This is a genomic window from Vreelandella sp. DA03-1M (assembly GCF_055725665.1).
This window is the reverse complement of sequence record NZ_CM146798.1, coordinates 1,683,480-1,703,112: the sequence shown is the minus strand read 5'-3', so window position 1 is coordinate 1,703,112 and position 19,633 is coordinate 1,683,480. Positions and strand designations below refer to the sequence as shown.

The 19,633-nt window shown below is 53.9% G+C and carries 20 protein-coding genes and 2 pseudogenes; 9 read left to right on the top strand and 13 right to left on the bottom strand.

Going from position 1 to position 19,633, the window contains the following annotated elements:
• The first annotated feature begins 4 nt into the window (after positions 1–4).
• The 3 genes from ACXUPB_RS07835 to ACXUPB_RS07825 are packed head-to-tail and all read left to right on the top strand — an operon-like array spanning position 5 to position 2,696.
• The gene (locus tag ACXUPB_RS07835; protein ID WP_035566577.1) at positions 5–988 is read left to right on the top strand and encodes a sugar kinase; all 984 of its coding nucleotides are present in this window, start codon (positions 5–7) and stop codon (positions 986–988) included.
• A 47-nt stretch (positions 989–1,035) separates the two neighbouring features.
• Positions 1,036–2,010, top strand: coding sequence for a 2-hydroxyacid dehydrogenase (locus ACXUPB_RS07830; RefSeq protein WP_472956137.1), 975 nt, complete (start codon positions 1,036–1,038; stop codon positions 2,008–2,010).
• Positions 2,007–2,696, top strand: a complete 690-nt coding sequence (locus tag ACXUPB_RS07825) for an HAD family hydrolase (RefSeq protein ID WP_472956134.1) — start codon at positions 2,007–2,009, stop codon at positions 2,694–2,696. The genes ACXUPB_RS07830 and ACXUPB_RS07825 overlap by 4 nt, the downstream gene beginning before the upstream one ends.
• Before the next feature lie 20 nt (positions 2,697–2,716).
• Here ACXUPB_RS07825 and ACXUPB_RS07820 read toward each other — a convergent pair.
• From ACXUPB_RS07820 to cadR, 7 genes and pseudogenes are all read right to left on the bottom strand, one after another.
• Positions 2,717–3,517, bottom strand: a pseudogene (locus ACXUPB_RS07820) (alanine racemase).
• Positions 3,518–3,541: 24 nt separating this feature from the next.
• Positions 3,542–4,720: a mannonate dehydratase gene (gene uxuA / locus ACXUPB_RS07815; RefSeq protein ID WP_035566585.1), complete on the bottom strand. Its 1,179-nt coding sequence runs from the start codon at positions 4,718–4,720 to the stop codon at positions 3,542–3,544.
• Positions 4,721–4,735: 15 nt separating this feature from the next.
• Positions 4,736–6,208, bottom strand: coding sequence for a mannitol dehydrogenase family protein (locus tag ACXUPB_RS07810; RefSeq protein ID WP_472956131.1), 1,473 nt, complete (start codon positions 6,206–6,208; stop codon positions 4,736–4,738).
• 3 nt (positions 6,209–6,211) lie between these two features.
• Entirely contained in the window at positions 6,212–7,492 is a 1,281-nt protein-coding gene (locus ACXUPB_RS07805) for a TRAP transporter large permease (protein WP_035566589.1), read from the bottom strand.
• A gap of 2 nt (positions 7,493–7,494) precedes the next feature.
• Positions 7,495–8,073 carry a TRAP transporter small permease gene (locus tag ACXUPB_RS07800; protein WP_472956129.1) on the bottom strand — a complete coding sequence of 193 codons (579 nt, stop codon included), beginning with the start codon at positions 8,071–8,073 and terminating at the stop codon, positions 7,495–7,497.
• 102 nt (positions 8,074–8,175) lie between these two features.
• Positions 8,176–9,018: pseudogene (locus ACXUPB_RS07795) on the bottom strand (TRAP transporter substrate-binding protein); the annotation flags it as partial.
• 79 nt (positions 9,019–9,097) lie between these two features.
• Positions 9,098–9,505 carry a Cd(II)/Pb(II)-responsive transcriptional regulator gene (cadR, locus tag ACXUPB_RS07790; RefSeq protein WP_004364961.1) on the bottom strand — a complete coding sequence of 136 codons (408 nt, stop codon included), beginning with the start codon at positions 9,503–9,505 and terminating at the stop codon, positions 9,098–9,100.
• A 95-nt stretch (positions 9,506–9,600) separates the two neighbouring features.
• Between cadR and ACXUPB_RS07785 the strand changes: the two genes are divergently transcribed.
• Genes ACXUPB_RS07785 through ACXUPB_RS07775 form a run of 3 tightly spaced genes read left to right on the top strand, consistent with a single transcriptional unit; the run spans position 9,601 to position 12,324 of the window.
• Positions 9,601–10,497, top strand: coding sequence for a cation efflux transmembrane domain-containing protein (locus ACXUPB_RS07785; RefSeq protein ID WP_044630762.1), 897 nt, complete (start codon positions 9,601–9,603; stop codon positions 10,495–10,497).
• A gap of 3 nt (positions 10,498–10,500) precedes the next feature.
• Entirely contained in the window at positions 10,501–11,013 is a 513-nt protein-coding gene (lspA, locus tag ACXUPB_RS07780) for a signal peptidase II (protein ID WP_004863699.1), read from the top strand.
• A 21-nt stretch (positions 11,014–11,034) separates the two neighbouring features.
• Positions 11,035–12,324, top strand: coding sequence for an ISL3-like element ISPpu12 family transposase (locus ACXUPB_RS07775; protein ID WP_004574636.1), 1,290 nt, complete (start codon positions 11,035–11,037; stop codon positions 12,322–12,324).
• A 35-nt stretch (positions 12,325–12,359) separates the two neighbouring features.
• Here the strand turns inward: ACXUPB_RS07775 and ACXUPB_RS07770 are convergent, their stop codons facing one another.
• The 4 genes from ACXUPB_RS07770 to ACXUPB_RS07755 all read right to left on the bottom strand — a co-directional run bounded on the left by ACXUPB_RS07770 (position 12,360) and on the right by ACXUPB_RS07755 (position 15,624).
• Positions 12,360–12,524 (bottom strand): hypothetical protein, encoded by a 165-nt coding sequence (locus ACXUPB_RS07770; protein ID WP_472956125.1) that lies wholly within the window; start codon positions 12,522–12,524, stop codon positions 12,360–12,362.
• Between the two features lie 100 nt (positions 12,525–12,624).
• The gene (locus tag ACXUPB_RS07765; protein WP_339933836.1) at positions 12,625–13,647 is read right to left on the bottom strand and encodes a Zn-dependent oxidoreductase; all 1,023 of its coding nucleotides are present in this window, start codon (positions 13,645–13,647) and stop codon (positions 12,625–12,627) included.
• Between the two features lie 13 nt (positions 13,648–13,660).
• Positions 13,661–14,872, bottom strand: a complete 1,212-nt coding sequence (manD, locus tag ACXUPB_RS07760; RefSeq protein ID WP_472956123.1) for a D-mannonate dehydratase ManD — start codon at positions 14,870–14,872, stop codon at positions 13,661–13,663.
• On the bottom strand, positions 14,869–15,624 hold the full coding sequence (locus ACXUPB_RS07755) for a GntR family transcriptional regulator (RefSeq protein ID WP_472956122.1): 756 nt from the start codon (positions 15,622–15,624) through the stop codon (positions 14,869–14,871). Before ACXUPB_RS07755 ends, manD begins: the two co-directional genes overlap by 4 nt.
• Before the next feature lie 636 nt (positions 15,625–16,260).
• Here ACXUPB_RS07755 and ACXUPB_RS07750 point away from each other — a divergent pair.
• From ACXUPB_RS07750 to ACXUPB_RS07740, 3 genes are all read left to right on the top strand, one after another.
• On the top strand, positions 16,261–17,253 hold the full coding sequence (locus ACXUPB_RS07750) for an IS30 family transposase (RefSeq protein WP_350359360.1): 993 nt from the start codon (positions 16,261–16,263) through the stop codon (positions 17,251–17,253).
• Positions 17,250–17,477: a DUF1264 domain-containing protein gene (locus tag ACXUPB_RS07745; RefSeq protein WP_472956120.1), complete on the top strand. Its 228-nt coding sequence runs from the start codon at positions 17,250–17,252 to the stop codon at positions 17,475–17,477. The genes ACXUPB_RS07750 and ACXUPB_RS07745 overlap by 4 nt, the downstream gene beginning before the upstream one ends.
• A 916-nt stretch (positions 17,478–18,393) precedes the next feature.
• Complete coding sequence (locus ACXUPB_RS07740) at positions 18,394–18,549, top strand: hypothetical protein (protein WP_179915420.1); 156 nt, start codon at positions 18,394–18,396, stop codon at positions 18,547–18,549.
• Between the two features lie 11 nt (positions 18,550–18,560).
• Here the strand turns inward: ACXUPB_RS07740 and ACXUPB_RS07735 are convergent, their stop codons facing one another.
• Together ACXUPB_RS07735 and ACXUPB_RS07730 are read right to left on the bottom strand one after the other, a co-directional pair.
• The gene (locus tag ACXUPB_RS07735) at positions 18,561–19,016 is read right to left on the bottom strand and encodes a YcgN family cysteine cluster protein (RefSeq protein ID WP_035566600.1); all 456 of its coding nucleotides are present in this window, start codon (positions 19,014–19,016) and stop codon (positions 18,561–18,563) included.
• 34 nt (positions 19,017–19,050) lie between these two features.
• Positions 19,051–19,626, bottom strand: a complete 576-nt coding sequence (locus ACXUPB_RS07730; RefSeq protein WP_035566602.1) for an acyl carrier protein phosphodiesterase — start codon at positions 19,624–19,626, stop codon at positions 19,051–19,053.
• Positions 19,627–19,633: the final 7 nt, after the last annotated feature.

Here is a 19,633-nt window from a genome sequence, read left to right as displayed (position 1 = left end):
AACCATGTCCCACTCCTTTACTAACCCTCCAGAAGTCCTCACTTTTGGCGAAGCCATGACCATGTTCGTGGCAGACTCCCCCGGCAAGCTTTCCGACGTTGAGCATTTTCAGCGCCGCATTGCAGGCGCAGATACCAATGTGGCGATTGGTCTGTCGCGTTTAGGGTTTCATGTCGGCTGGTTAAGCCGTGTGGGCAGTGACAGCTTTGGCGACTTTATTCGCAATACGTTAGAAAACGAAGGGCTGGATTGCCGTCACCTTCATACAGATACCCAGCACCCTACTGGGTTACTGTTTAAAGAGCGCGCACTTGGCGGCGCAGACCCAAAAGTAGAGTATTTTCGTCGCGGCAGCGCGGCCAGCCACCTATCCCCACAAGACGCTAGCGATATTGACTTCGGCGCTCTGCGCCATGTACATGCAACGGGCATTCCCCCCGCCCTCTCCGCCTCTGCGCGTGAACTCGCTTACCATACGCTTAAAGAAGCCCGAGCTAATGGTGCGAGTATTTCTTTTGACCCCAATTTACGTCCCAGCCTATGGGCCAGTGAAGCCGACATGCGCAAGACGCTCAATGCCCTTGCCATGTTCTCCGACTGGGTATTACCTGGGCTTTCAGAGGGCCAACTTCTCACTGGGCAGAAGACGCCTTACGACGTAGCAGGCTACTATCTGGATCAAGGCGCCTCGGCGGTGATCATCAAACTGGGGCCGGAAGGTAGTTATTATCGCGGCAACCTAGGTGGGCAGGAAGAGAGCTTTACGGTAGACGGTTGCCACGTAGCAGACGTTGTGGATACCGTAGGTGCTGGCGATGGTTTCGCTGTCGGCGTGATCAGCGGCCTGCTTGACGGCTGCTCGGCACGTCAAGCAGCCCAACGGGGCAACCTCATTGGTGCTCAAGCCATTCAGGTGGTTGGCGATATGGAAGGCCTACCTAACCGCCAGCAACTTCAAGCGCTTGAAACCGATCAACCCACTGCTTAATTCGCCCCGTTATGCTTTATTAAGCGCTTTATAATCAGGAGACAACAATGAAAAAACAACTAGTGGTTCAAGGACGACTCAGTGATGCTCAGTTAGCCGAGCTTAGCGGCTTGTTTGAGGTGGAGGTGCTGCCGAAAACGACCGCACTGAATGATCCTGCTAATCACGCTCTACTGGCTAACGTTCATGGCATTATCGGTTCCGGCTTAGCGATTACCCCCCAGCTGTTAGACGCAGCGCCTAAATTGGAAGTCATCGCGACTATCTCTGTTGGCTACGACAACATCCCTGTTGATGAACTGACCAAGCGCGGCATCATGCTCTGCAACACACCGGATGTGCTCACTGAAACCACCGCCGATACCGGCTTTACCCTGATCATGGCCACGGCTCGCCGGGTAGTTGAATTAGCCGAGTGGGTCAAAGCCGACAAGTGGCAAGCGAGTATTGGCCCGGCACTGTTTGGCAGTGATGTACATGGTAAAACCTTGGGCATGGTCGGATTTGGGCGCATTGGTCAGGCAGTCGCCCGGCGTGGTGCCCTAGGGTTTGGTATGCATGTGATTTACTCCAACGCCTCTCCCAAGCCTGAATTAGAAAGCGAATTAGGCGCGCAGCGTCGCGAACTCAATGAGCTGCTAGCCGAGGCCGATTTTGTCTGTGTGACAGTGCCTCTCACGGCTGAAACCGAACGATTGGTCGGTGCCCAGGAGTTCGCACAGATGAAGCCTTCAGGCATATTCATCAATATTGCCCGCGGTAAAGTGGTCGATGAGAGCGCTTTGATTCACGCCCTTGAAAACGGCGTTATCCAAGCCGCTGGATTGGATGTATTTGAAAAAGAGCCGCTCTCCGCCTCTTCGCCACTGCTGAAGATGTCGAATGTGGTCGCTCTGCCTCATATAGGCTCAGCCACCCATGAAACCCGCGACGCCATGGCCCAGCGCGCGGTGGACAATATTCGCCTAGCGCTGCAGGGCGAACGCCCAATTAGCCTAGTGAATGAGGAAGCCTGCCGATGAGTACTGATAAGTCCCCCTCCTCGCCTTTCTGCTTACTCTTCGACTGCGACGGCACCCTGGTGGATAGCGAAATACTGCTTGCCGAGGTGATGGGCGCGCTCCTTCCCGAATTCGGTTTACCCTTCTCAGCACAGCAATATATGGACGAATTTAGAGGGATACGTTTCCAGACGATTGTCCAAACGCTGGAAAACCGTTTTCAGGTGTTAGAAGAAGACACTTTTTCCCAGCTTGAGGCGGGTATGCGAACACGTATGGAAGCGCGCATGCGCGCTGAACTTATCGCGATATCTGGTATGCCCGCCGCGTTAGAACAGTTAAGCAGCCACCCTAAAGCCGTGGTCTCTAATGGCCCAGAACGCAAAATTCGCTGCGCCCTGGAAAGCACCCAGCTGGGTCATCACTTTGCAGGTAATTTATTTAGCGCTTATACCCTCAATGTCTGGAAACCCGACCCTGAGCTTTACCTTAAAGCGGCGGCCGCCATGGGCTTTGCCCCCCAACGCTGTATTGTGATTGACGATGCGGCCGTGGGAGTGGAAGCCGGTCTAGCGGCAGATATGCACGTTATTCATCTCAACCATTTCCCGAACGAGGAAAGTACCCCCGAGGGCGCCCTGGGGATTCATCACGCAAGCGAACTGCCAGCGGCAATTTCACGCTTATCGACCGCCGCTATCGCTTAGCGGCAGGAGCGAGGAGGCTTTTAAAAGCAGGTCGCCAGGTGTTCTTTCACGTTCAAGGCGTCATCGACAAGCAGCAGTTGGCGCCATTTATCAAACGTCAGGCATGGATGGGAGGCACCAAACACGCAACGATGTCACCGATCTGAACATCCTGGGCATCGTCAGGTAGCCGCACGAACGTGTGCTCATCCATAATTTTCGTCACTTCCCAACCAGTCACCGATAATGGCTGCGAGGGATCATCCCCATGGACAACGCCTTCATAGCCTTCTAAACCTGCCAAGTAGAGCGCGGGCTCATTATCGATGGCTTCGGCAAGCGAGAGAATTTGCTGCTGATTGCGGCAGCCACAGCGACCACCTGCTACGCCTACCTCAATAAGAACCGATAACGTCAAGCCCCGTTCAGTGAAGAATTTTCAAGCTGGCGTACGTTCTCATGGCTATCGACCACACAGTAAAACGTAGCCCCTGCTCAATCAGACTCGCAATGATGGCCATATTGGCCTGGCCCACCAATTGGTTCGCCATCAATATTCGGGTGATGCCATTGGCGAAGGCAGCACGACACTGGGGTGCAGTGGCAAGTGTGATACCCCACGCACCTGCCTGGAGCTGTCGATGGAAAAGCGCAGGCGTCATGGTGGTCTTGCCGTGGGGCGCCAATTGGGCCCCGTGGGCTTCTGCAAATCGCTGCATCCACATCAGGTTGTGCGCTAGAGGAGCCTCATGCACCACCGCTGCGGACAGGCTGACACCGGACAATAAATTAGGGCCGAGTTCCACTCTGCCTTTATCTATCGCTAATTCATGTGAACGCATACGTCTCCTTTAGAACGTAGCCGCTTATCTGAGTGTTAACTGCCGCACCGCCAGCTCTACACCCCGTAGCTCAGCTAGACCGCGCATGCGCCCGTAAAGGGGATAACCCGGTGCCGTATTGCGCTGTTGATCATCAAGAAGCTGGTGGCCGTGATCAGGCCGTAGCGGCAACCGCGCCCCACCCTCTCTTTCTCGGCGGCGCTCTTCCTCCACCAAGGCATGTATCACCCCTACCATATCCACATCACCGACTAGGTGCGGCGCCTCATGGAAAGAGAGCGTATCCGCTTCGCGCTGGGTAGCGCGAAGATGGATAAAGTGAATATGCGGGGCAAAATGGCGGGCCATGGCCACCAAATCATTGTCTTGTCGAACGCCGTAAGAGCCAGTGCAAAGCGTCAAACCATTGGCGGGGCTGGGCACGCGATCAATAATCCACTGGGCATCCTCGCGAGTCGACACCACTCGAGGCAGGCCCAGTAGCGGCCGAGGCGGATCATCCGGGTGGATCGCCATACGAATACCTACCTCTTCTGCTACCGGAATAACGGCCTGCAGAAAGTAGCCTAGATTTTCCTGCAATTTAGCGGCGTCAATGTCCGCGTACTCTTCCAACACCGTGCGAAACTGCTCAAGGGTGTAGTGCTCTTCGGCCCCCGGCAGCCCCGCAATCAGCGTATTGACTAGTTTGTCACGGCCAGCGCTATCTAACCCCTCTAGGTGGCGGCGCGCTTGAGCCTTCTCTTCATCGCTGTACTCTTGCTCAGCCTCTGGTCGCTGAAGCAGATAAAGATCAAAGGCGGCAAACGCCACCTGATCAAAGCGCAGCGCCAAGGCGCCGTCGGGCAGCGCGTATATCAGGTCCGTACGCGTCCAATCAAGCACTGGCATAAAGTTATAGCAAACGGTGTCGATACCGCAGGCCGCCAGATTGCGCAGCGTCTGACAGTAGGTGCCAATCAACGCATCCCGTTCGGGAAAGCCTTTTTTGATCGACTCATGTACCGGTACGCTCTCCACCACCGACCATGTGAGGCCTGCCGCTTCGATCATCTGCCGACGCTCACGGATCGCCTCAACCGACCAAACCTGATCATTAGGCACCTCGTGCAGTGCCGTGACGATACCGGTGGCGCCTGTCTGGCGAATCTCTTCCAGCCGAATAGCATCATTAGGGCCAAACCAGCGCCAAGTATGCTCCATGGTCATCTCCTTTTATTAGTTGCGCTCAAGCGCCGCGAGCGCCCCATTCAATCCATCTTGGGTAAGCGTTTGATACGCCGTTAGTACGGCCTGTGCAAACGCCTTATCCGCTGCCAATGCGTTAGGCACCACATCGTCCATGGCTAAATAGGCCGCTACCAGAGCGCTGGTATCGCTACCATGCGCCTGGTGTAGTTCTGCAAAGCGCTTGGCTAGCGGGTCATCGACGGTGTAGCGATTCCCCAATAAATCATCGCCTGCGGTGTAGCGAATCCAGGCCGCCATCCCCAGCGCCACACAAGGCGATGCTTGCCTCGTAGCGCTGCGCTTCAGCGCGCCAGAGAGCCAGCGCTGAGGGAGTTTTTGGCTGCCATCCATTGCGATTTGCTGCAGGCGATGGCGCAAGCTGTCATTGGCGAAGCGTGCCAGCAGCGAATCAGCATATGCGTCTAAATCGATTCCTTCGGGCATATCTAATGTCGGAGCCGCCTCTTCAAGCATATAGCGGCGTAATAAAGCGCGAAGCTTTGTATGATTGACGCCTTCAAAAACCGTTTCGATACCTGCAAGCGCGCCAAGATAGGCAAGCAAGGAGTGACTACCGTTGAGCATGCGCAGTTTCATGGTTTCAAACGGCGCCACATCCGCCACCATCTCAACACCCTCGGCTTCCCAGTCGGGTCGCCCCTGGGGAAAATCATCTTCGACCACCCACTGAGTAAAAGCCTCGCATACCACGGCGCTTGGATCGGTAACGCCCAGTGCCGCTAAACGCTCAAAGTCGACGTCGGTCATCGCAGGGACGATGCGATCCACCATGCTGCAAGGAAACGACACTTCATTGGCAATCCAACTGGCCAATGCTGCGTCTCGATGCTCGGCCAGTTGCACCACCGCTTGGCGTGTTCGCTTTCCGTTATCCGGCATGTTGTCGCAAGAGAGCACGGTAAAGGGGGCAATGCCTGCCTCACGCCGCCGTGATAACGCCTCCACCAGTAAGCCTGGCGCAGTGCGCGGCTGTTGGGGCGAGGCAATATCACCGATGATCATCGGGTCGTCGACTCTCAACTCACCGCTGGCGGGATTCAGAAAATAGCCCTTCTCGGTCACCGTTAAGGTAACGATACGGGTGTCTGCAGAAGCCATCCGGGCCAGCAGCGTCTCCCGATCGCGACCCCAGCTTCCGGCACTGTCACAACCAGAGAATAGCGTCTCTTCAATCACACCTATTTCACGCAGCGTGATGCTGTCACTATCAGCGTACTCCGCTACATGATAGCGCTGCCCTGCCGCACGTAAGCCGTCGACTAAACCAACACTAGAGCGTAAATTCGCGCTGCAGACGCCCCACTCACCATCGCCACTGCGTTGGCGATAACGCTCTAAATAGACCGCCTGGTGGGCACGATGGAAAGCGCCTAAACCAAGATGAACAATCCCGATATGGCCGCTTGTTGGCGTTGTTTCAATACGCTGAGGAGCCCTCATTAGTTACTCTCCCATCAGCAAGTTAGGTAACCAAAGCGAAATCGCGGGGACATAAGTCACCAACAGCAGCACCGCCAAGTTGCACAATAAAAATGGCACGATGGCTCTCGCTACTGTCAACATCGGCAGCTTGCCAATCCCTGCTACCACAAATAGACACACACCTACCGGCGGCGTTGTCAGCCCAATCATCAGGTTCAACACGGCGATCACCGCAAAGTGAACCGGATCGACACCCACGCCAGTGGCTACGCCCACCAAGGCTGGGAAAAGAATAATCAGCGCGGCAATGGTCTCCATAAACGCGCCGACAAATAGCAGGATTAGATTAAGTATAAGCAGAACAATGAGCGGGTTATCGCTAATCGAGAGAATAAGCGCGGCGATCATCTGGGGGATCTGTTCGCTGGTAAGGATCCAGCCGAACAGGTTGGCTAACCCCACCATCAGCAGCAGAGCCGAGGAGGTTAAAACGGTGTCTGACAAAATCGCTGGGAGCTTTTTCCAAGACAGCCCTTTATAGACATACATGCCAACCACCAAGGCATAGAGGCAAGCCACAATAGAGGCTTCGGTGGGGGTAAAGAAGCCGCCAATAATGCCGTAAAGGATAATCACGGTCATCAGCAGTGCCCAGAAGGCCGTTTTCGCTTCACGCAGCAACTGCAAAAAAGGGACCCGCTTCTCTTTGGGATAACCACGCCGAACGGCCAGGATATACACCGTGACCATCATGGCGAGCCCCATCAACAGGCCAGGAATCGCACCTGCCAGAAACATACGCCCGACCGAAATACCGCTAAGTGAGCCGGCAATAATCATCGGCACACTAGGCGGTATAATCGGCCCAACGGTTGACGAGGCAGCGGTAACGGCCGCGGCAAACGGTTTGTCATAACCCGAGCGCGCCATACCGGGAATCATCACCGAACCGATGCTGGCTGAATCAGCAACGGCCGTGCCGGAGATACCACCAAAGATCATCGAACCCGCCACGTTAGCCAAGCCAAGTCCGCCTCGGATATGGCCTAACAAAGCATTGGCGAAACGTACAATATGCTCAGTGATATTGCCGACGTTCATTAAATTGCCGGCCAGCACAAAGCCGGGAATACACAGCAGTACAAAAGTGTCGATACCGGCGTACATCCGTTGCGGCACGATGGTTAATGAAATGCCTTCAAGCAGAAGATAAGAGAGCGAGGCTAACCCCAATGCAAACGCAATGGGCATACCCACCGTGAGCAGTATTAAAAAAACGCTAAACAGGATAATGACTTCCATGCTTACAACTCCTGGAGGGAGGCAGAGGAGCGACACATTGCGATAATTCCCTCAAGACACCCTAGTAAGCTGTAGACCAGAAGGAGCGCAAAGGTGACTACTGTAGAGAAAAAGATATACAGCATGGGAACATGCAGCGTTGGCGAGGTTTGCCAAGCGCCGTTTTGCGCATACTGCCAAGCGTAAGGCAGCACCAGAAAGGCAAACAGGCCAATCAGTGCGCAAATGAGCACTTGAAAAGCCGCCTGCATGCGCGCGCCCAACAGGTGATGAAAAAGCTCAACGCTGATGTTTCGGTGCTGGCGTAGAACAACACCAACAGATAGCGCCACCATATAAATAAACAGATAGCGCGAGAGCTCTTCAGTCCAGGCTATCGAAAACGGCAAAAATAACCGCGAACAAATTTGCAGCAGCACCGTGACAGCAATCGCAACCAGCGCCACGACGGCCAAGGTCAGAAAGCACGTATCTACCCAGCCAATCACGCGGCCTATCGGGCCTGCTAGCTTAGGTACCGCTGCCATTGGTTCCAGACTCTCTAGCGCTTCCTGCTCGAGCGCTTTATGATCCGAGTTCATAACCGTATCCTCATGAGCAAGCCGCTATTGCAGCTGAGATTGGGCTAGCATTTCGCCAGCCCAATCTCATCCGCCATTCACTCAAAATTCGCTTCCAAGAACTTACAAGTCTTGGATAGCATCAAAGAGCTCACGCTGCTCATCTGTTAAAGCCTCAAGCACGGCGGGGCGAGCTTTTTCTGCGAACGCATCGACATCAACTTCCACAAATTCCATGCCACGCTCCTGTAATGCCTGCTCAAGACGCTCCTGGTCATCAACGAAAAGCTCGGCCTGATACGCTTGCATCGTTTGCGCAGCATCACGAACCACCTGCTGAAGCTCTGCAGGCATATTTTCCAGCTGGTTACGCCCAATCACGACATAGATCCAGCTGCGCACATGTCCAGTCATGTTGACGTAGTCCTGTACCTCATTGAAGCTGGCGCTCTCAATCAGACTAAGTGGGTTTTCTTGCCCTTCCAGGGTGTTTTGCTGGAGCGCAGTGAACACTTCACTAAATGCCATTGGGGTTGGACGCGCCCCCATTGCCTGCCATGTATCGACGAATAACGGCACATTCGGGACGCGAAGCCGTAGACCATCCAGCTCATCAGGCGTACGGATGGGACGATTGGAAGTAAGTTCGCGAGGGCCGCGCTCAAACCACGCCAAGGGAACCAAGTTAGTTCGCTCGGTGATTTGCGCCTCGATCTCATCGCCAATGTCACCATTTACCGCCGCGTGGAGATGTTCGGAATCACGAAAAGCGTAAGGTACGGCCATCATCGCGGCTTTAGGCGCCCAATTCTGTAGGCTTTCACCGGTAATGGTCATATCCGCCGTGCCTAGCTGGATACTGTTGATCACATCCATCTCGTTACCCAGCTGCTCGCTGGGGTAGAGGCGTACCTCAATCTGCCCGTCGGAGTTTGCTTCGACCTCTTCTTTAAATTTTGGGTAAGCGGATTAAATGGTTGATCTTACCTTTGCATGAGAGTGAGACAGACCGGCATCTCATCGGATTATCTGGTTGATGCTTCACCTACTGCTGGTGCATGTTTCCTTCGCTAATTCCAGCAAGAACCCCACACGCCTCAACTTCCCGGTCATCGTTGCAACTCGCTCTCAGTGAAACGAGTTGTTTCTCAAGCGCTTGCAGAGCGGTTATCTGCGACCGCACATGAGAGATGTGATCATCGAGCAAGGCGTTGACGGCGGTACAAGGCTGATGAGGGTCGTCCTGATAGCTCTGTAGTTCGTGAATCTCAGCCAGTGACAGGCCCAGGATTCTGCAGCGACGGATGAAGGCCAGCCCCTCACCATGCTTCTCGGTATAGACACGGTAACCGTTGTCCTGCCGATCAGGCGGCGGCAACAAGCCCTGCTGTTCATAGAAGCGGATCGTCTGTGTTTCGACCCCTACCAACTGCGCCAACTGACCAATGCGCATCAGCCTCCTCCCCAACGGATTCTTTACTCTATTGACCTTATAGTAGCTTTATAGTTTTAAATGGTACCACAACATTGTTCAAGTGGAGTCGTATCATGAGCAAATCCTGTGGTGGCGCCTGTGGCGGTGATGCAACGTCCGCAGCGGATACCGATATACAGGCCTCCTCCGAGGCGCCAGGGAGATGGGTCAGTGTTTATGCCGTGCCGAAGATGGACTGTCCATCAGAAGAACGAATGATTCGCCTAGCCCTGAACGGCTTTGAGGAGATTCGGGCGCTGTCCTTCGACTTGTCGAACCGCCGGCTGAAGGTCGTGCATGACGGCGAGGTCGAGCCCGTCACCTCGAAACTGAAGACCTTGGGGCTAGGCGCCTCGCTTCAGGAAACCGTCGCTGCAAATCCGGAGACCATCAAGGCCGCCGAGTTTTCGGCAGCTTCTGCTAAGCAAGAATCCGGGACCCTGCGCTGGTTGCTCGGCATCAATGCACTTCTGTTCGTGGTGGAAATGACTGCCGGTCTGATGGCTCAGTCAACTGGCCTCATTGCAGAGTCCCTGGACAATTTTGCTGATGCGGCAGTGTACGGACTCGCTCTTTATGCGGTTGGGCATAGCGTGAAAAGGCAGCTACGTGCCGCGCATGTTGCTGGTGTACTGCAACTGATCTTGGCTGTGGGCGTACTCATAGAGGTCGTGAGGCGCTTTGTATTCGGTAGTGAGCCTGAATCGCTGGTGATGATGGCTATCGCATTCGTCGCATTGATTGCCAATACCAGTTGTCTGCTGCTCATATCCAAACATCGGGAGGGCGGGGCGCACATGAAGGCAAGCTGGATATTCTCGGCCAACGACGTGGTGATCAACCTGGGGGTCATCACCGCCGGCGCCCTGGTCGTGTGGACCGGTTCCAATTATCCGGATCTGATTATCGGCACCATCGCGGGGGTCATTGTACTTAACGGTGCCAGACGCATTCTGGCGTTGAAGGGTTAAATAATGCTCATTATTGGCAAAAAGCTCTCGCCGTATGCCCTATTGTCCATATCGGGCCTGCTGGCAGCGTCTGATCAGGCTGTAAAGTGGCTGGTGCAGCAATCAATGGCCTATGGCGAGTATGTTTCGGTGACCCCGTTCTTTAACTGGGTGCACCTATGGAACACCGGTGCCGCATTCAGTCTTTTTGCGAATGGTGGAGGCTGGCAGCGCTACTTTTTTATCGGAATCGCGGTAGTGGTCTCGATTTTTCTGATCAAGCTGATCCTTGAAAATCGTCATAAAGGAGAAGCCATCGCTTACAGTCTTATCCTCGGTGGCGCCATGGGCAACCTGATTGACCGGGTCTTTCGCGGCTATGTTGTGGATTCCTTTGATTTCTATTGGCGAGACTGGCATTGGCCGGCCTTCAACCTGGCTGATATTGCAATTGTCCTCGGTGCCTTACTTTTCGTTTCCAGCAGCTTGTTGGGTAAAAAAGCAAACACCAATGCCGAGCCGGATGGATCTGACTGACACCTACGCCTATACAACACCATGACCGAACTTCCCGACAACATCCTTCACCTGCCGCAATACCAAGTACTGGGCTGCAAATCAACCGACGACGAAATGCACTTCCAGGTGGACGTGCCCGATCCCATCGCCTGCGAGGAATGCGGCGTGCAGGGTGAGTTCGTACGGTTCGGCAAGCGTGACGTTCCCTATCGTGATCTGCCCATCCACGGCAAGCGGGTCACTCTCTGGGTGGTCCGCCGCCGATACACCTGCCGGGCCTGCAAGACAACATTCAGGCCCCAGCTACCGGAGATGGTGGACGGATTCCGTATGACACTGCGGCTGCATGAGTACGTGGAGAAGGAATCCTTCAACCACCCCTACACCTTTGTGGCGGCACAGACCGGCCTGGACGAGAAGACGGTGCGCGACATCTTCAACGCCCGCGCCGAGTTCCTGGGGCGCTGGCACCGCTTCGAGACGCCCCGCATCCTGGGCATTGACGAGCTATACCTGAACAAGCGCTACCGCTGCATTCTGACCAACATTGAGGAGCGAACCCTGCTCGACCTGCTGGCCACCCGCCGCCAGGACGTGGTGACCAACTACCTGATGAAGCTGAAAGACCGGCAGAAGGTCGAGATCGTCAGCATGGACATGTGGAACCCCTACCGGGCAGCGGTCAAGGCTGTGCTGCCCCAGGCCCGTATCGTGGTCGATAAGTTCCATGTGGTGCGCATGGCCAACGATGCCCTAGAGAGAGTGCGCAAGGGCCTCAGAAAGGAGCTGAAACCGTCCCAGAGCCGGACTCTCAAGGGAGACCGGAAAATCCTGCTGAAACGCGCTCACGAAGTCTCAGACCGGGAGCGCCTCATCATGGAGACCTGGACAGGCGCGTTCCCGCAACTGCTGGCCGCCTACGAGCACAAGGAGCGCTTCTACGGCATCTGGGACGCCACCACACGGCTCCAGGCAGAAGCCGCCCTGGACGAGTGGATAGCCACCATCCCGAAGGGCCAAAAGGAAGTCTGGAGCGATCTGGTCAGGGCAGTGGGAAACTGGCGCGAAGAGACCATGACCTACTTCGAGACGGACATGCCCGTCACCAACGCTTACACGGAGTCCATCAACCGACTGGCCAAGGACAAGAACCGTGAAGGGCGCGGTTACTCCTTCGAGGTGATGCGGGCACGAATGCTCTACACCACGAAGCACAAGAAGAAGGCACCGACTGCGAAGGTCTCTCCTTTCTACAAGAAAACCATCGGTTACGGACTGCCGGACTTCGCAGAGGAACTCAACTACGGAGTCGATCTATCAACCATCTGAGGGTGGTATCAGATTGATGGGGTGAAGGTGCCCCATCAACCATTAAATCCGTATACCCTAAATTTTTCGGCGGCCTGGTGCCAAATATTTTGCTCATTGGCTAAATGGCCAAAACGCAGGGTAAAGTCGGCCGCCATTAGGGAGTGGCTGCCGACTAAGGCAGCGCCAAGAACAGCGCTGGTGATAAGTTGCTTAATCATTGTATTTCTCCTGCATAAGAGTGTTGTTAATTGTGGACTGCAGTTGCTAATTAATAGCTGTTAATTGCGTGGGGGTTGGCGTGGGTTGGAGTAGCCTCCCTCAAGTACTGATTTTAATCAGCACCTTGCGGGCCTCTTCTGGTCGGTGATCAAGCATGTCGATGGCGCTGGGCATGTCGTTTAGCGGCAACCGATGGCTGACTAAGGCCAACGGATCCAACTGCCCACTTGCCATTAGCTTTAGCACCTCCGGAAACTTACGGTTGTTAAGTCGTGAACCTACCAAGGTCAGTTCTTTCTTAATCACCTCTAACTGCACTAGCTCGCTGGGCTGGGCGCTAAAACCCAGTAGACCAATGCGCCCTGCTGGCGACGCTAAACGCAGCATTTGCGGTAGCAGCGCGGGTACGCAGGCCGCATCGGCAATCAGTGGCACACCTTCGCCCTGGGTGAAGGTAAGCACCTCTTTTTCCACATCCTGCTCGCGACTATTCAATACCTGCGTTGCCCCAAGCTGTTTTGCAGCCGCTAATCGCTCATTAATAACGTCAGTGACGATAACCTCTTCGATACCCTTGGCCAGGGCCATCTGCAGGATCGTAAGACCAATAACACCGGCGCCCAGAATCATTAGTCGATCACCCGGGTGAGGCTGCATGCGATCAAGTACATTGGCAGCAATGGTGTAAGGCTCAACTAAGGCAGCAGCATCTAGTCCGATATGCTCGGGAAGGTGGTGTACGTTATCCGCGGGAACGACCACAAACTCTTCAAAACCGCCATTGCGATGCACGCCGATCACTTCAAGTGAACTACACACATTGGGGCGGCCAATGCGGCAGGGATAGCAGTTGCCGCAGCTAATAACCGGATCAATACACACACGAGCTCCGACGGCTACATCCGTCACGCCCTCTCCTACCGCTTCCACTACCCCGGCGAACTCATGGCCGGTGATGCGCGGAAAACGCACAAAGGCGTTGTCGCCATGGATAATGTGCATATCCGAGCCGCAGATACCGGCAAATGCTACGCGTACCAGCGCTTCACCTGCGGCCGCTTTGGGCGGCTCAACTTCCACGACCTGGTAGTCATGGGGCGCCTTTACCTGAAATGCTTTCATTTAGATGAACTCCTTACCAGTGCCACAAGGTGCCGTCTTCTAACCGGTTCACCGGCAGGCTGGCGCGCTTATAGGGGTACTGCTTGGCTAACTGCTCATCGATATCCACACCATGCCCGGGCTTTTCACCAACGATGAAATGCCCATCCTCAAAGCGATAGTCGTGGGGGAAGACCTCATCAGTGGCGCTGGTATGCGGCATATACTCCTGGATACCGAAGTTGGGCACCCAGGTATCAAAGTGAATTGCCGCGCCCAGGCAAACCGGCGAAAGGTCTGTCGGACCATGGAAGCCAGTGCGCACATGATAAAGGCCCGCTAAATCAGCAATGCGGCGCATATGGGTAATGCCGCCAGCATGCGTCAGAGTGGCGCGAATATAGTCGATCCACTGATTTTCAATCAGCGCTTTGGCGTCATACAGACTGTTAAAAACTTCACCTACGGCAAGGGGCGTTGTGGTGTGCTGGCGGATAAGACCAAACGCTTCCTGGTTTTCTGCCGGGGCGCAGTCTTCAAGCCAAAAGAGATGGTAGGGCTCCACTTCTTTACCTAAGCGAGCAGCCTCAATGGGCGTCAGGCGATGATGAACATCGTGTAGCACGTGCAAATCATCACCAAAGCGTTCACGCACGGCGGCAAACAGTTTGGGGACATGATTTAAGTATTTGCTGGTACTCCAGACGTGCTCGGCGGGCAAATCAGCATCGGCAGGCTCATACGGCTCGCCATCTTTTTTGGCAACGCCATAAATAGTGGCAATACCTGGCACACCCGCCTGAACGCGCACCGCTTTATAGCCCTCATCTACATGTCGTGCGACCTCTTCTAAGCACGCATCAATATCACGCCCCGTTGCATGGCCATACACCATCACTCGGTCACGGCTCTTACCACCTAACAGTTGATAAAGTGGCATGCCCGCAAGCTTCGCTTTAATGTCCCAAAGGGCCATATCGACAGCAGCAATCGCACTCATCGTAACGGGACCGCGCCGCCAGTAGGCGCCACGGTAAAGGTAGTGCCAAATATCTTCGATGCGCTGTGGGTCACGGCCGATTAACATCGGAATCACGTGCTCCTCCAGGTAAGCCACAACGGCCATTTCTCGGCCATTGAGCGTTGCATCACCAATACCGTACTCGCCCTGATCGGTGACAATCTTTAACGTCACAAAATTTCGGCCCGGCGAGGTCACGATGGTATATGCCTGCTCGATTTTCATTGAGTCGCCTCCTGCTTCAGCGCTGAATTTTCTTGTTCTTCAAATGCTAGTTGCCCTTCAAACATGGCGGGGAAACGACGAACCAGATCGGGCATTGAGACTAAAATTTCACGCAAATGCAGTGACATCGCTTCTTCAGCTTGCTGAATATCTCGTGCCTCAATGGCAGCAACGATGCTGGCATGCTGTTGCACAAGCCGTTCCAGCGGAGTGCTATGGGGCACACTGAGGTAGCGTACCCGGTCAAGCTGAGCACGGACTTCTTCGATGACTTTCCAGGCAGCGTGCTGTTTTACCCCCAGTGAAAGCGTGCGATGGAACGCTTCATCAAGACGATAAAACCGATCGTTATCATTAGGTTCAATACAGCGATGCTGCCGCGCCAACAGATCGTGTAAATCTGTTAACACTGTAGGCTCAAGGCCTTGTTCGGCTGCCAGCCTTACAATGGCGACCTCAACCGCTTCACGTACAAAACGCGCCTCGAGCACCGCCTGTTGGGATATTTTGACCACATAAGTGCCGCGTTGAGGCTTCACTTCTACCAACCCCGCCTCGGAGAGCCTGATGAAAGCTTCTCGCACCGGCTGGCGACTAACCGAAAAAGTGTTAGCAATCTCTTTTTCTGATAACGCCTGCCCCGGCGCCAATACCATCTGGATAATTGATTGCCTCAGTACGTGAAATAGCCGTTGGCGAACCGATTCTCCCTCGTGCGTTTCCTGCCATAGCGTTTGTAGGGTCGTGTGCATAACACCTAAATCCGAATATGAAAGCCTATGAAGCATAGCGGCCAAAGCTGATATGACTAGTATGGTAGTTAAATTAAAATAAAAAAAGACTAAAATTATTAGCCTTTAGTCGCCCCCTGCTCTTCCAATTCATAAAAAATAATGATCTCCCGTGGCCCCTCCCCTGCAATGCAGCAGACACGCGGCGGTTGGCGCCATTTATCAAAGGTCAAACATGGAACACTAAATTGAAAACCACCGATAACGGGCTAACATAAAAAAAGAAATATGCTTATAGCCAAATAGTAGGTATTTTTATTCTCAACATTAATGGTTTTCATTACGGTACGTTTGTCGCATCGATCTTTACTCTGGCTGGTTGCACCGGCATGGGTGAGACGCACTCGACCACCGAGGTTTCTGGTAGAGCTGAGAGTGCAAAATCTCAGCTATTAGAAGCAGGAGCAAGCATGATGCAAACAGACGCTCCCCCATCGCGTCTTAATGTTTACCTCGTCGGTTTTCATCCGCTCAAAAAAGAGCCACTGCATCAGTCCTGGATTCATAGAATAAGCGCAGCACTTTGGATCACAAGGTAGAGGCAGGAGGGCCAGCGCCGGTACCCTCTCTGCCTTACCTACCAAAGTGAAGCAGAGCATGGGATACCGACAACTGACCCAAATCCAACGATACCAAATTTTTGCCTATCTTGAGACCGGCATCAGCCAGCGACAGATCGCCCAGGCCATTGGTGTCCACAGCAGCACCATTAGCCGCGAGATAAAACGTAACGGTCTGACCCGTGGTTATGCGCCTGAACAGGCCCAATTGGTAAGTGATCAGCGCCGACGCACCGCCTGGAAAGTGACTAAACGACTACCCAGCCTGGTTCGCTGGGTCACTGGCCAATTGATGGACGAATGGAGCCCTCAACAAATCAGTGGTTTTATGGCCAATGCCAACGGAGTCTGCGTAAGCCATCAGTGGATCTATGCGTTAATCTGGGACGACAAGAAGCACGGTGGAACCTTATGGAAACGGCTCCGGCTGCCACGCCAGCGGCGCTATCAGCGCCAATTGGCTAAGCGGGCGGGGTTAGGCAAAATCCCGCACCGAGTAGGCATCGAGCAGCGCCCTGCCAAGGTGGAAGAACGGCGCCATATCGGACATTGGGAAGGCGACACGGTGCTTAAGGGCCACAAAGAATCCGGGCTGGTGACCCTGGTCGAAAGACGCAGTGGCTACCTCTTGGCAGCGCGGCTGCCAACAATCACCGCCACTAGAACGGCACAGGCGATGACGCGGTTATTGGCACCACGCCGAGGGGCAGTGCACACCATCACTTTGGATAATGGGTCGGAATTCGCCGAGCATCGGAAGGTTGCCAAGTCCGTCTCGGCCAAGATCTATTTTTGCGACCCGTACCGCTCATGCCAGCGTGGTACTAATGAAAACACCAATGGTCTGATTAGGCAGTATTTTCCTAAAGGTACTGACTTCCGCAAAGTGACCAATGCCGAGCTACGAAGAGTCGTCAATAAGCTAAACGATAGACCAAGAAAGCGGCTGGGATACCGAACCCCAGCCCAGGTGTTCTTAGGTGAATACTCAGGAGCGCTAGAAACCGCAGGTGCTGCACTTATTAGTTGAATTCAGGGTTTGAGGCCCATCACTTCTGTGATCAGGTCAACGAAGACTTCTTGCAGTGCGCTCTTTACGACGGCAATACTGATGATGCGAAGCTAAACGGTATTGAATACATCATCTCTGAAAAACTCTTTGAGCAACTCCCCGAAGAAGAGAAACAATACTGGCATCCGCATAACGGTGAAATTCTTTCCGTCCAGCTGGTTGCCCCTAATTTACCAGTATGAGTATCTCTCGGGGCATTACAGACTAGCAGGATGATGGCTTCGGAACTTCTACTCTGTGGGCTTGCTCTTTTATCATACCAATATCCCTGCTATAAAATGTCAACAGCCCTTAGCCCCTTCAGTCGACTCCCTGGTTTCCAAAATTATAAAAAACAATAGTTTCTAAAACCTAATGAGACGACGATCCAAGTCAACCAAGAAGCCGACCACTATGCCAGTGCGACCTCGTACACGTAGTTACAGCAGCGCCGGTTAACAAGTCATATTTGTTCGGCTATGCAGCCAGCCGCGCCGGACGGGGCCCGTTGATCTGCGGGGTCCATACCTAGCGGTAAGTGCGTCGAGGCCCAGAAAGTGCAGTCCACAGGCGCGCTAGATAAAACCTTACACTTTCTGGATAACCAGAGGTTACGCCTAACCCGGCTCCTGGACGATGAGCTGCCCCACTGGAGCAGAGTACGCTATCCGGCCATTCGTGGTGGGCGTAAACGTTGGCTGTTTTTTGGTTGCTGATCTTCTCAAGTGTCCTAACCTTCCCACTCTGCCTTCTGTCGTTATTAATAACTTGAATATAGTACGCACAGAGAGCCATTCGGTTAAAAATCATGCACAGGCCATTGAGCATGATTCTGCTTTGAACGCCACCAGCCTTAGTGCAACCTCGCCTGAGCTAAAATTGACTGAAGGTATATGAATCAATAATACCGGCGCAGCGATTGATACACCTCAATGCGGTACCCAAACGTATCGAACGTAGGTCGACTATTTATGAAAATATTTTCCACAAACTATTCACTCGTCCACGCTTCTGCGTCATACTACACCTTAGTCGCATACACTAACGTCTAATCTCGATCTATAAGCTCGTTTTATAAGCCCAATGCTTATGACAGCTCTTTAGGAGGCAATAGAAGCCATGAAATACCAAGATCACTTCCCGACAATTTGGGACGCTCCTCATAAAACTAGCGTTAAACCCGCTAACCAAGCACCAGCTAAAAAAGTACTTTCACCGGTTAAAGAAGCGTTTTTATCTATTTGGGATACTCCAAAACGCCAGCCCAGCGCTTAAAGCGTCAGGAATTACATCGGTAACACGGCAATGATGTGTGACTCCAGCTGCTGCTCAGGTACCTCATCTTGAGAAACAGCAAAACTACGCACACTGATCCCTTTACGGTGTACCCGTTCGGCGTCATTGCTTAACAGCGGATGCCAGCCCGCCAGCTTACGCCCCTCTGCCACTCGCCGGTAACCACAGCTTTGTGGTAACCAGGTGAATTCTTTTACTAAGGCAGGAGTAAGCTGGGTGCAGTCGGGAACCGTTTTAAAACGGTTCGCATAATCGCTGCACTGGCAGCTATGGATATCCAGCAGGCGGCAAGCCACGTTCAGCACTGCGAGTTCCTGGGTATCCTCGTCGTGCAACTTTAGCAGGCAGCACTGCCCACAGCCGTCGCATAGCGCTTCCCACTCCTGGGGCGTCAACTCTTCTAGGGTGTAGCGCTCCCAAAAACGCTCGCGCATCGCGGTTTCCATCGTTTTCTCCTTCACTACCACACAGAAACACGTCCTATGGTGGTGTATCAGTGTGGCTTAATTCTGCCAACAGCGCTGGCCATAAAGCTTGAAAGTCGTCCTCTAGCGCTTGGTAATCGTCGTGCAGCCAGGGCACCAGAGCGGCAAGCTGATTCGGGCCAGACAATCGCTGGCCGATTCCCGCAACAGCGCGGCAGGTAAACGCGAAATCAGCGTAGCCTCTTAACCAGTCGTGCGCGACAAGTGATGGCACCATATCCGCCAGCCGGTTCGGCGCAGAGCGCGCTAAGAGCAGTCGATAGCAGCGTTTTACAATTATTTCCTGGTCAGCCTGTCCCGCCGTATCCCGGGCTAGAAAATGGTCCCATACCATGTCGAGTGCAATGCCCGCATAGCGGCGGTGAGCAGGCGGGGCGCGTCGCCGCGCATTCACCACGTTCGGATGACTATCCACCCAGGCATCCACACGGCGGTGATGACGAATGCCTAGCGCCGTGGCCGCGGGCCAATCACTTAAGTTGCGCCCCTTAACCCCATCGGCAATTAAATTGCCGTAGAGAAAATCATCGCTACCCGCCCTGACGAGCCAAGCATGGGCAAGAAAGTTCATGTAAAAC